This is a genomic window from Escherichia sp. E1V33 (assembly GCF_004211955.1).
Lineage (GTDB): Bacteria > Pseudomonadota > Gammaproteobacteria > Enterobacterales > Enterobacteriaceae > Escherichia.
The window spans coordinates 50,099-62,607 of sequence record NZ_RHJI01000020.1; the positions used below are offsets into that span (position 1 = coordinate 50,099).

At 52.9% G+C, this 12,509-nt stretch carries 9 protein-coding genes; 5 read left to right on the forward strand and 4 right to left on the reverse strand.

All coding sequences use genetic code 11. The features are described 5' to 3' along the window. The first annotated feature begins 292 nt into the window (after positions 1 to 292). Genes D9742_RS18375 through D9742_RS18395 form a run of 5 tightly spaced genes read left to right on the forward strand, consistent with a single transcriptional unit; the run spans position 293 to position 5,242 of the window. Positions 293 to 1,372, forward strand: a complete 1,080-nt coding sequence (locus D9742_RS18375; RefSeq protein ID WP_001004446.1) for a PTS fructose transporter subunit EIIC — start codon at positions 293 to 295, stop codon at positions 1,370 to 1,372. Positions 1,373 to 1,386: 14 nt separating this feature from the next. Beyond that, positions 1,387 to 1,707, forward strand: a complete 321-nt coding sequence (locus tag D9742_RS18380) for a PTS fructose-like transporter subunit IIB (RefSeq protein WP_000161265.1) — start codon at positions 1,387 to 1,389, stop codon at positions 1,705 to 1,707. Positions 1,708 to 1,757: 50 nt separating this feature from the next. Beyond that, entirely contained in the window at positions 1,758 to 4,055 is a 2,298-nt protein-coding gene (locus tag D9742_RS18385; RefSeq protein ID WP_130237809.1) for a formate C-acetyltransferase, read from the forward strand. Beyond that, complete coding sequence (locus tag D9742_RS18390; RefSeq protein WP_130237810.1) at positions 4,021 to 4,899, forward strand: [formate-C-acetyltransferase]-activating enzyme; 879 nt, start codon at positions 4,021 to 4,023, stop codon at positions 4,897 to 4,899. The genes D9742_RS18385 and D9742_RS18390 overlap by 35 nt, the downstream gene beginning before the upstream one ends. Position 4,900: 1 nt before the next feature. Next, the gene (locus D9742_RS18395) at positions 4,901 to 5,242 is read left to right on the forward strand and encodes a PTS fructose-like transporter subunit IIB (RefSeq protein WP_000323846.1); all 342 of its coding nucleotides are present in this window, start codon (positions 4,901 to 4,903) and stop codon (positions 5,240 to 5,242) included. Here D9742_RS18395 and D9742_RS18400 read toward each other — a convergent pair. From D9742_RS18400 to argE, 4 genes are all read right to left on the reverse strand, one after another. Then, positions 5,229 to 6,080 (reverse strand): AraC family transcriptional regulator, encoded by an 852-nt coding sequence (locus tag D9742_RS18400; RefSeq protein WP_062893134.1) that lies wholly within the window; start codon positions 6,078 to 6,080, stop codon positions 5,229 to 5,231. The two genes, D9742_RS18395 and D9742_RS18400, sit on opposite strands and share 14 nt — an antisense overlap. Positions 6,081 to 6,295: 215 nt before the next feature. Continuing rightward, positions 6,296 to 8,029: a phosphoethanolamine transferase CptA gene (locus D9742_RS18405; protein ID WP_130237811.1), complete on the reverse strand. Its 1,734-nt coding sequence runs from the start codon at positions 8,027 to 8,029 to the stop codon at positions 6,296 to 6,298. A 180-nt stretch (positions 8,030 to 8,209) separates the two neighbouring features. Continuing rightward, the gene (ppc, locus tag D9742_RS18410) at positions 8,210 to 10,861 is read right to left on the reverse strand and encodes a phosphoenolpyruvate carboxylase (protein ID WP_130237812.1); all 2,652 of its coding nucleotides are present in this window, start codon (positions 10,859 to 10,861) and stop codon (positions 8,210 to 8,212) included. A gap of 473 nt (positions 10,862 to 11,334) precedes the next feature. Continuing rightward, positions 11,335 to 12,486 (reverse strand): acetylornithine deacetylase, encoded by a 1,152-nt coding sequence (gene argE, locus D9742_RS18415; protein ID WP_130237813.1) that lies wholly within the window; start codon positions 12,484 to 12,486, stop codon positions 11,335 to 11,337. Between the last annotated feature and the right edge of the window lie 23 nt (positions 12,487 to 12,509).

Genomic DNA, 12,509 nt, shown 5'->3' on the forward strand with positions numbered 1-12,509 from the left:
GGTTTTCTGTTTACAGGATAAGAGCGCACGGCAACGGCCTGCCATGTGACAAATCTGCCAAAAGCTGGACAAATGTAATGTAACCGCTAATTTGCGACGCGTCTCACAAGACGCGCCATTCCGGCATGATTCCGAGTTAACGCAAGTTATGAGGCGGATCGCATTTTTGTACTGACATTACAAAAGTCCAGTAAATGGCCTTTTTATCCACTGTTTGACCTGCCTGCGATTGCCTATTGTTTCTCCCATCAAAAAATATGGACATAGGCTTGGGTAAGCCTGGGAGCAGCTTATGAATGAGTTGGTACAGATCCTGAAAAACACCCGTCAGCATTTAATGACGGGCGTTTCACACATGATTCCCTTCGTGGTATCGGGTGGTATTTTGCTGGCGGTTTCCGTCATGTTGTATGGCAAAGGCGCAGTGCCGGATGCCGTAGCCGATCCGAATCTGAAAAAACTGTTTGATATCGGTGTTGCAGGTTTGACGTTGATGGTGCCTTTCCTCGCCGCTTACATCGGTTATTCCATTGCAGAGCGTTCTGCGCTGGCACCGTGCGCTATCGGTGCCTGGGTTGGTAACAGCTTTGGCGCGGGCTTCTTTGGTGCGCTGATCGCCGGGATTATCGGCGGCATCGTGGTGCATTACCTGAAGAAAATTCCGGTGCATAAAGTTCTGCGCTCGGTGATGCCCATCTTCATCATTCCGATCGTCGGCACACTGATTACCGCAGGCATCATGATGTGGGGTCTGGGCGAGCCGGTGGGAGCGTTGACCAACAGCCTGACTCAGTGGCTTCAGGGGATGCAGCAGGGCAGCATTGTTATGCTGGCGGTGATCATGGGTCTGATGCTGGCGTTCGATATGGGCGGTCCGGTTAACAAAGTGGCCTATGCCTTCATGCTGATTTGCGTTGCTCAGGGTGTTTATACCGTGGTGGCCATTGCTGCCGTGGGTATTTGTATCCCGCCGCTGGGGATGGGGCTGGCGACGCTGATTGGTCGTAAAAATTTCTCCGCAGAAGAGCGCGAAACCGGTAAAGCGGCGCTGGTGATGGGGTGCGTTGGGGTTACTGAAGGGGCGATTCCTTTCGCCGCTGCCGATCCGTTGCGTGTCATTCCTTCCATCATGGTCGGTTCTGTTTGTGGTGCGGTAACTGCGGCGCTGGTCGGTGCGCAGTGCTATGCAGGCTGGGGTGGTCTGATTGTACTGCCGGTGGTTGAAGGCAAGCTGGGTTATATCGCAGCAGTGGCTGTCGGAGCAGTGGTGACGGCTGTTTGTGTGAACGTGCTGAAAAGTCTGGCGCGTAAAAATGGATCTTCTACTGATGAAAAAGAAGACGATCTGGATTTGGATTTTGAAATTAATTAATTGAGGAACGAGCCATGACGAAAATTATTGCAGTAACCGCGTGTCCATCTGGTGTTGCCCATACTTATATGGCGGCAGAGGCGCTGGAAAGTGCCGCGAAAGCAAAAGGCTGGGAAGTGAAAGTAGAAACCCAGGGCTCGATTGGTCTGGAAAACGAACTGACTGCGGAAGATGTGGCGAGCGCCGATATGGTGATTCTGACCAAAGATATCGGCATCAAGTTTGAAGAGCGTTTTGCTGGCAAGACCATTGTGCGCGTCAACATCAGCGACGCGGTAAAACGCGCTGACGCCATTATGAGCAAAATTGAAGCTCACCTGGCGCAAACCGCTTAAGTTCTTATCCCGCCCGTAAGGGCGGGTTCGCTTTCCCACAGGAGTTCCTCATGACGAATCGTATCTCTCGCCTCAAAACTGCACTGTTTGCCAATACCCGTGAAATCTCGCTGGAGCGTGCGCTGCTTTATACCGCCAGCCATCGGCAAACCGAAGGCGAACCGGTGATATTGCGCCGGGCGAAAGCAACAGCGTATATCCTTGAACATGTTGAAATTTCGATTCGTGATGAAGAACTGATTGCCGGTAACCGCACCGTAAAACCGCGCGCCGGGATTATGTCGCCGGAAATGGACCCTTACTGGCTGCTGAAAGAGCTGGATCAATTCCCGACGCGTCCGCAGGACCGCTTTGCTATCAGCGAAGAAGATAAACGTATCTACCGCGAAGAGTTGTTCCCGTACTGGGAAAAACGTTCGATGAAAGATTTCATCAACGGGCAGATGACGGATGAAGTAAAAGCCGCGACCAGCACGCAGATTTTCAGCATCAACCAGACGGATAAAGGCCAGGGGCACATTATTATTGATTACCCGCGCCTGCTGAATCACGGGCTGGGTGAGCTGGTGGCGCAAATGCAGCAACATTGTCAGCAACAGCCGGTGAATCACTTTTATCAGGCAGCGCTGTTACTGCTGGAAGCCTCGCGGAAACACATTTTGCGTTACGCCGAACTGGCGGAAACGATGGCGGCAAACTGCACAGATGCCCAGCGTCGCGAAGAACTGCTGACTATTGCGGAGATCTCCCGCCATAACGCCGAACATAAGCCGCAGACGTTCTGGCAGGCGTGCCAGTTGTTCTGGTACATGAACATCATCCTGCAATACGAATCCAACGCCAGTTCGCTGTCGCTGGGGCGCTTCGACCAGTATATGTTGCCGTTCTATCAGGCATCTTTAACCCAGGGCGAAGATCCGGCGTTTCTGAAAGAACTGCTCGAATCTTTATGGGTGAAATGCAACGACATTGTGCTGTTGCGCTCCACCAGCAGCGCGCGTTATTTCGCAGGTTTCCCGACTGGCTATACCGCACTGCTCGGCGGGTTAACCGAGAACGGACGTAGCGCGGTGAACGTGCTTTCGTTCCTCTGCCTCGATGCCTATCAAAGCGTACAATTACCGCAACCGAACCTAGGGGTGCGCACTAACGCCTTGATCGACACGCCGTTCCTGATGAAAACCGCAGAAACCATTCGCCTCGGCACCGGTATTCCGCAAATCTTTAACGATGAAGTGGTGGTGCCAGCGTTCCTCAACCGTGGCGTTTCGCTGGAAGATGCGCGCGACTATTCCGTAGTGGGCTGTGTGGAATTATCTATTCCCGGCAGAACCTACGGCTTGCATGACATCGCGATGTTTAATCTGCTGAAAGTGATGGAAATCTGCCTGCATGAAAATGAAGGCAATGCTGCGCTGACTTATGAAGGTTTACTGGAGCAGATCCGCGCCAAGATCAGCCACTACATCACCCTGATGGTTGAGGGCAGCAATATTTGTGATATCGGCCATCGCGACTGGGCACCTGTACCGCTGCTCTCGTCTTTTATCAGCGATTGTCTGGAAAAAGGTCGCGATATTACCGATGGCGGCGCGCGTTATAACTTCTCCGGCGTACAGGGAATTGGTATCGCCAACCTGAGCGATTCTCTCCATGCGTTGAAAGGGATGGTTTTTGATCAACAGCGTTTAAGTTTTGACGAATTGCTGTCGGTATTAAAAGCCAACTTCGCAACGCCAGAAGGCGAAAAAGTCCGTGCTCGCTTAATTAACCGCTTCGAGAAATACGGTAATGATATCGACGAGGTGGATAACATCAGCGCCGAACTGTTGCGCCACTACTGCAAAGAAGTGGAAAAATACCAGAACCCGCGCGGCGGCTACTTCACGCCGGGATCGTATACCGTTTCTGCTCACGTCCCGTTGGGATCGGTGGTTGGCGCGACGCCAGACGGTCGTTTTGCCGGGGAACAGCTGGCAGACGGCGGCTTGTCACCCATGCTGGGCCAGGACGCACAAGGGCCAACGGCGGTACTGAAGTCAGTCAGTAAGCTCGATAACACGCTGCTGTCTAACGGTACGTTGCTGAACGTGAAATTCACCCCGACGACCCTGGAAGGTGAAGCGGGATTACGCAAACTGGCCGACTTCTTACGGGCATTTACCCAGCTTAAGTTACAACATATTCAGTTTAACGTGGTGAACGCTGACACGTTGCGGGAAGCGCAACAGCGCCCACAGGACTATGCCGGGCTGGTGGTGCGCGTTGCCGGATACAGCGCCTTCTTTGTCGAACTGTCGAAGGAGATCCAGGATGACATCATCCGCCGGACAGCGCATCAGCTGTAACGTTGTGGAAACGCGCCGCGATGATGTGGCGCGCATTTTCAACATTCAGCGTTATTCACTGAATGACGGCGAGGGCATTCGTACGGTGGTCTTTTTTAAAGGCTGTCCACATCTTTGCCCGTGGTGTGCTAATCCGGAGTCGATCTCCGGCAAAATCCAGACGGTGCGCAGAGATGCGAAATGCCTGCACTGCGCAAAATGTTTACGCGATGCAGATGAATGCCCCTCCGGGGCGTTTGAACGGATTGGTCGCGATATCAGCCTTGACGCGCTGGAACGGGAAGTGATGAAAGATGACATTTTCTTTCGCACGTCCGGCGGCGGCGTCACGCTTTCTGGCGGCGAAGTGTTAATGCAGGCGGAGTTTGCTACCCGTTTTTTACAGCGGCTTCGGTTGTGGGGTGTGTCATGCGCCATCGAAACTGCCGGAGACGCGCCAGCCAGCAAGCTGTTACCGCTGGCGAAATTGTGCGATGAAGTATTGTTCGATTTAAAAATTATGGACGCGACTCAGGCGCGGGATGTGGTGAAGATGAACCTGCCACGCGTGCTGGAGAATCTGCGTTTGCTGGTGAGTGAGGGTGTCAACGTGATCCCGCGTTTACCGCTGATCCCTGGTTTCACGCTCAGCCGGGAGAATATGCAGCAGGCGCTGGACGTGCTGATCACGCTGAATATCAGGCAGATCCATCTGTTACCGTTTCATCAGTACGGCGAGCCGAAATACCGCCTGCTGGGGAAAACATGGTCGATGAAAGACGTTGCTGCGCCGTCGTCAGCCGATGTGGCAACGATGCGCGAAATGGCAGAACGGGCCGGATTTCAGGTTACCGTGGGAGGTTAAAATGGCATACCTGGTGGCAGTAACCGCCTGCGTGAGCGGCGTGGCGCATACTTATATGGCGGCGGAACGGCTGGAAAAGTTGTGCCTGTTAGAGAAGTGGGGAGTCAGCATTGAAACTCAGGGCGCGCTGGGAACGGAGAATCGTTTAGCGGACGAGGATATCCGTCGGGCGGATGTTGCTCTGTTGATTACGGATATCGAGCTTGCCGGTGCCGAGCGATTTGAACATTGCCGCTATGTGCAATGCAGCATCTACGCGTTCCTGCGTGAGCCGCAGCGGGTGATGAGCGCAGTGCGCAAAGTGCTTTCTGCGCCACAGCAAACCCATCTTATTCTGGAGTAGTCGGTTTTTCTGTCAGTTGGCTGTGGTACTGCCGACGATATTCCGACGGCGAGCGTTCGGTATTTTTACGAAACAGACGGCAAAAGTAGTTGCTGTCAACAAAGCCGCAGGCGTGCGCCACTTCTTTTACCTTCAGGTCATAGCCTTTCAATAACGTCTTAGCGTGCTCCAGTCGCGTGTGATTCAGGTATTCGTTAAAACCAATGGCCCCCGTTTTTTGAAACAGGTGCGAGAGGTAATTTGGCGAAATATAGAATGCCTGTGCGACAGATTCGCGGGTAAGCGCGGAGGCATAGCGTTCGTCGATATAATCGCGAATAGCTTCGAATAATGCCTGGCTGCGTGAGGCGGTCTGGATTTGGCTACCAAGCAAATCGCGGCAGTGGCTAAGCAGGCTGGCGACGATAAGCTTTGCCGTTTGCTGCTCCTGCGGCTGCATTTGCATTTCATTGAGCGTTTGTAGCAGAAAAGAACCTATGCGTGGGCCGCGTCGGGCGACGTGTTGCTTCGCCAGATTTTGATATTGTTTGCCATCCCATTGCACGACGCTGAAGCCGAGTTGCTGTTTGCCAAACAGCACGCTAAAGGTAGTGGCGGGGGCTTGCCATTGTGGAAAATTCCAGCCACCAGCAGGAACGTACAGCACATCGCCGGGAACTAACGTTGCTCCAGCGCCGGTATCAACAAACTCACCTTCCAGCACAATTTCCAGCCGTGGAAAATCGACCTGATACGCAAGATCGGGCACCGGGCCGTTACTGCTGGCAAAGTAAATCTGGCGCAGGGACAGCGGGCCGTTGATCAGGCGGGAGAGCAGATAGCTGACGTCGTGATACATGTTATTCCCTTAGGTATGTAGACGGGAAAACAGTAACTGGCATTATTAAAAAAGGCCACCTGAAAAGTGTGGCCTGAGGGGAGTTCGATGTAAACATTGCGCCAGTTTCAGTCGCCTTGTATTGCCGGATGCGGCGTAAACGCCTTATCCAGCCATCTGTAGGCCGGATAAGACGCGTCAAGCGTCGCATCCGGCAAATAGCACCTGGCTGATAATTACTGATTCCCCACCTGATCGCCATACGGCAGCGTGTCGTAGTCGATCAGCGCATTTTTCTTATACGGATTACCAATCCAGCGGGTGGTTTCTTTGAACTGCGGGTTCACCACTGAACGGGTTGGATCGTAACCGTCGTAAGATAAGCCCGCCAAATCCGACCAGGTGTGGATCAGCTCCGCCAGGCTGTATTTACGATCAACATCCTGCGAGAAATCACGCGGATGTGTGGCCTGCCATTTCTCTGACGTCCATAGCAGGAATGGAATGGTGTACATGTGGCGCGTCGGGTTGTCTTCATTACGCCCCTGAGTTTTGTGCGGCGGCGTGTCGTAAACCTCTTCACCGTGGTCAGAGAAATAAACCAGGAATCCGTTCGGGTCTGCTGCTTTAAAGTCTTTAATCAGGCTGGCAACCACATGATCGTTATACAGGTTAGCATTGTCATAATCGTTATATGACTCCAGCTCTTCGGCGCTTAATCCTGGCGGAACATGATCGGTATTGCTATCAAATTTGCCCTGATTTTCCGGGTAGCGGTATTTGTATTTGATATGCGTACCCAGCAGATGAACGATGATCAGTTTCTTCGGCGCCGGGTCATTCAGCACTTCCAGGAACGGCTTCAGCACGTTGGTGTCGTATTCACGCGCACTCTGCGTACGTTGCTGGTTCATGTAGTACTGCTTGTCGGTCTGGCGCGAAAATACCGTCAGCATGGTATTGCGGGCAGTCATCGTCTGCTGGTTGGTGATCCAGAAGGTTTTATAACCAGCCTGTTTCATCATGTTCATCAGCGACGGCTGCGTCAGATACAGGTCCGGGTTCTTTTCGTTGGCAAAGGTCAGCGCCTGTTGCAGGATTTCAATGGTGTACGGACGCGATGTGACCACGTTATTGAACACCGTCAGGTTCGGATCGGTTTTATGCAGCGCATCCAGTTCTGGCGTGGTTTCACGCGGATAGCCATATAAGCTCATGCGTCCACGCTGGGTCGACTCGCCAATCACCAGCACTAAGGTGCGCGGTTCGTTACCCGATTCGTCTTTGAAATTAGCCAGTGGCGGTAACGCGTTATTTTCATTCAGTAGCTTCGTCAGTGAGTTAAGTTGCTGACGATACTGATAATAACCAGTCAGAAATTGCCACGGTGCAGCAGGTTCCATGCGTGATGCCAGGTTATCCAACGTTTTCTCAAACGGCTTGTGTTTGATAAACGTGTTCATGGCGATAGGGTGCAGAATCAAACCATAAAGCAGGGCAAAAGAGACGATATAACGCCACGGCTTTGGAATATAGACCGGGCGCAGGCGCGTCCACAGCAAAATTGCCACCGCCGTATAGGCCAGGGCAATAAGCACAATCTTCAGACTGAAATACTGGCTTAAGTACTCGCTGGCTTCGTTGGTGTTGGTTTCAAACATCACAAACAGAACGCTCTGCGAGAACTCCTGACCGTATATGACGTAGTAGCACAATGCAGCCAGAGAAGCCGCCCATAGCATTACACCAATTACCGCGGCGATAAACTTAATCCGCTTCGGAAAGAGGAATACTGGGATCAACCATAGCGAACTGAACAGCAGCGAGTCGCGAATGCCGTTGGTGCCGCTGTAGCCGCTAATGTAAATAATGGCCTGTAACAGGGTAGAGAAAAACCAAAAGTAGAGCAGTGCCCAACCCAGGGCTTTCCAGCTAAAAATGGGTTTAGTCTGGACTTCAGTGGAATGCATAGTAAGAACCCGTTTTGGATAATAGCGCCGAATGTAAGGACAAAACCTTAAGGATATCTGAAGGGATATCCAGAATCTGGGTGAAATGCAGACAGAAATATATTGAAAACGAAGGTGTTAGAACAGAAGTATTTCAGAAAACCCTCGCGCTATAGCACGAGGGTTGATAGAGGAGGGAAGTTAGCCAGTATTACGCATACCTGCCGCAATTCCGGCAATAGTGACCATCAACGCTTGTTCGACGCGGGGATCCGGCTCATGTCCTTCTTTTTCTGCCAGGCGCGAACGATGCAGCAACTCTGCCTGCAGTACGTTCAGCGGGTCAGTGTATATATTTCGTAGCTGAATAGACTCGGCAATCCACGGCAGATCGGCCATCAGATGGGAATCGTTGGCAATTGCCAGCACCACTTTGATGTCTTCTTCTTGCAGATTGCGCAACTCTTTACCTAACGGCCACAGAGCTTTGTCTACCAGGCGCTGGTCATAGTATTCCGCCAGCCACAGGTCTGCTTTGGCGAAGACCATTTCCAGCATTCCCAGACGCGTTGAGAAGAATGGCCAGTCGCGGCACATGGCTTCCAGCTCGCTCTGTTTACCATCTTCCACCACTTTTTGCAGTGCGGTACCCGCGCCCAGCCAGGCTGGGAGCATCAGGCGGTTTTGCGTCCAGGCAAAAATCCACGGAATGGCGCGCAGAGATTCGACACCGCCGGTTGGGCGACGTTTCGCCGGACGTGAACCCAACGGCAGTTTGCCCAATTCCTGTTCTGGCGTAGCGGAGCGGAAGTAAGGGACAAAGTCTTTGTTTTCACGCACGTAGCCACGGTAGAGATCGCAAGAGATGACCGATAGTTCATCCATAATGCGACGCCAGCTCTCTTTCGGCTCAGGTGGTGGCAGCAGGTTGGCTTCCAGAATCGCCCCGGTGTAAAGCGACAGGCTGCTGACGGTGATTTCTGGCAGACCATATTTAAAGCGGATCATCTCGCCCTGTTCAGTCACGCGCAGGCCACCTTTCAGGCTTCCTGGCGGTTGTGACAGCAGCGCCGCATGGGCTGGTGCACCGCCGCGACCAATGGAACCACCGCGACCGTGGAACAGCGTCAGTTCAATGCCCGCTTTTTCGCAGGTTTTGATTAACGCGTCCTGTGCCTGATATTGCGCCCAGGAGGCCGCCATCACACCCGCATCTTTTGCTGAGTCGGAATAGCCAATCATCACCATCTGCTTGCCCTGAATCAGACCGCGATACCAGTCGATATTCAGCAACTGGGTCATGACATCGTTGGCGTTGTTCAGGTCATCAAGGGTTTCAAACAGCGGTGCGACCGGCATCGCAAACCCGATACCCGCTTCTTTCAGCAGCAGGTGGACTGCCAGTACGTCGGACGGCGTTTTCGCCATCGAGATCACGTAGGCGGCAATGGAGCCTTGCGGCGCTTCGGCAATCACCTGACAGGTATCAAGCACTTCGCGCGTTTCGGCGCTTGGTTGCCAGTTGCGCGGCAGCAGCGGGCGTTTGGAGTTCAGTTCGCGGATCAGGAATGCCTGCTTGTCGGCCTCTGACCAGCTTTCGTAGTCGCCAATGCCGAGGTAGCGGGTCAGCTCGCCCAATGCTTCGGTATGACGAGTGCTCTCCTGGCGAATATCAATACGCACCAGCGGTACGCCGAAACATTTCACGCGGCGCAGAGTGTCGAGCAGATCGCCGTTAGCAATAATGCCCATACCACACGCCTGAAGTGACTGGTAGCAAGCGTAGAGCGGTTCCCACAGTTCTTCATTCTGCGTCAGCAGACCTTCCGGCTTCGGAAGTTCTTCACCTTTCAGACGCGCTTCCAGCCAGGCCTGTGTCGCCATCAGGCGAGAACGCAGGTTTTTCATCAGATAGCGATACGGTTCTGCGGCACCTTCTTCACCAACCAGCGCCAGCAGTTCTGGGGTGGCCTCAACCATCGACAGTTCAGAAACCAGAACCTGAATATCTTTCAGGAACAGATCGGTGGCTTTCCAGCGGCTGAGCAGCAGGACGTGGCGGGTGATATCGGCAGTGACGTTCGGGTTGCCGTCGCGGTCACCGCCCATCCACGAGGTAAAACGTACCGGAACAAATTCGACGGGCAGTTTGTAGCCGAGGTTCTCTTCCAGTTGTTCGTTCAATTCGCGCAGGTAATTCGGTACGCCTTGCCACAGGCTGTTTTCTACTACGGCAAAGCCCCATTTGGCTTCATCAACCGGAGTTGGACGCAGCTTACGGATTTCATCAGTATGCCAGGACTGAGCGATCAACTGACGCAGGCGGCGCATCAGCTGGTGGTGTTCGTAGTCGGCGATATCTTTGTTATCGAGCTGCTTTAAGCAGGCGTTCACTTCCACCATTTTGTGGATCAGTGTACGACGGGTAATTTCGGTTGGGTGAGCCGTGAGGACCAGTTCCAGCGACAGCGATTCCACTGCTTTTTTGATGGTGTCTTCGCTCAGTTCCGGCTGGTTTTTCAGTTTACGCAGGGTGCGGGCGATCACTTCCGGGTTGCTGGCAGCTTCGCCTTTCGGCGAAATGCTGTGGTATTGCTCGGCGGTGTTGGCCAGGTTCAGGAACTGACTAAACGCACGGGCAACGGGCAGCAGCTCGTCGTTCGACAAATTTTGTAAAGTGGTGAGTAACTCCTGGCGGTTAGCATCATTGCCAGCGCGTGAAGATTTGGACAACTTACGGATAGTTTCTACGCGTTCAAGAATGTGTTCTCCCAACGCATCCTTGATGGTTTCTCCCAGCACTTTGCCGAGCATACTGACATTACTACGCAATGCGGAATATTGTTCGTTCATATGACCCCAGATACCCATCTTATCGTTTGATAGCCCTGTATCCTTCACGTCGCATTGGCGCGAATATGCTCGGGCTTTGCTTTTCGTCGTCTTTTATAAAGCCACGTAAAAGCGGTGACGTCAAATGCTGCGAAATCGCTTCAGCAAACGAATAAATAGCAGGAATTTACGCCATTAAATTCACGACGCTTTAAATAAGCGTAACTTATGGGAATGTTAAAAAATCACCATACATAACACCAAAGGTGTAGGTCGGATAAGATGCGCAAGCATCGCATCCGACATTATTGCGGCACTGGAGTTTGACAACAGTGCCGGATGCGGCGCAAGCGCCTTATCCGGCCTACGGTTGAGCATCGTTTGAGTCACTGTAGATCGGATAAGATGTGCAAGCATCGCATCCGACATTATTGCGGCACTGGAGTTTGGCAACAGTGCCGGATGCGGCGCAAGCGCCTTATCCGGCCTACGTTTTAATGCCAGCAAAAATGGTGGATTACCTGGGTGATCAGCTCACGGGTGGGCTTGATAAACCTCGTCTCCAAATATTCATCAGGCTGATGAGCCTGATTAATTGAGCCAGGCCCCAGAACCAGCGTCGGGCATAACGTTTGAATAAACGGCGCTTCGGTACAGTAGTTCACCACTTCGGTCTGTGCGCCGAGTAATTTCTCAACTACTTCAACCAGTTGGTGGTTCGGTGGGCATTCATAGCCAGGGATCGGTGGGTGCAACTCTTCGACCGTCAGACGGCCCGGCCAGCGTTCGCTCACCGGAGCCAGCGCGTCGTTGAGCAAGCCGTTAAGCTCGTTGAGCGTCATGCCAGGCAACGGACGAATGTCCATATGCAACTCGCAGCAAGCGCAAATACGGTTAGAGGCGTCGCCACCGTGAATATGCCCGAGGTTGAGCGTGGGATACGGCACGGTAAACGCTTCATAGTGATAGCGTTCTTTCAGGTTATCGCGCAATTGCAAAATATGGCCGATGGCGTCGTGCATCAGTTCGATAGCGTTAACCCCGCGCGACGGATCGCTGGAGTGGCCCGATTGACCCATAATTCGAATGGCATTTGAGATGTGGCCTTTATGCGCGCGTACCGGTTGCAGCGACGTTGGTTCGCCAATGATGGCGCAATCCGGGCGCAGGGCGGTGGTTTCAGCAAAATAACGCGCTCCGGCCATACTGGTTTCTTCATCGGCAGTCGCCAGAATGTAGAGTGGCTTTTTCAGTTTCGTGACGTCGACGTCACGTAGTGCATCGAGGATAAACGCAAAGAAGCCTTTCATGTCGGCGGTGCCTAAGCCGTAAAGCTTGCCGTCGTGTTCCGTCAGCGTAAACGGATCGCGCGTCCAGCGCCCATCATCAAACGGCACCGTATCGGTATGCCCCGCCAGCAACAAGCCGCCAGCACCCTGTCCGCAACTTGCCAGCATATTAAATTTGTTGCGCGTTCCTGGCACTGGCTGTACTTCCACATTGAAGCCCAAATCTTTAAACCAGCCCGCCAGAAGAGTGATTAAATCTGCATTGCTTTGATCGAGTGCCTCTTCCGTAGCGCTTATTGAAGGTGTGGCAATCAGAGCGCGGTAAATCTCGATAAATGGCGGTAATTTGTTTTTCATTGTTGACACACCTCTGGTCATGA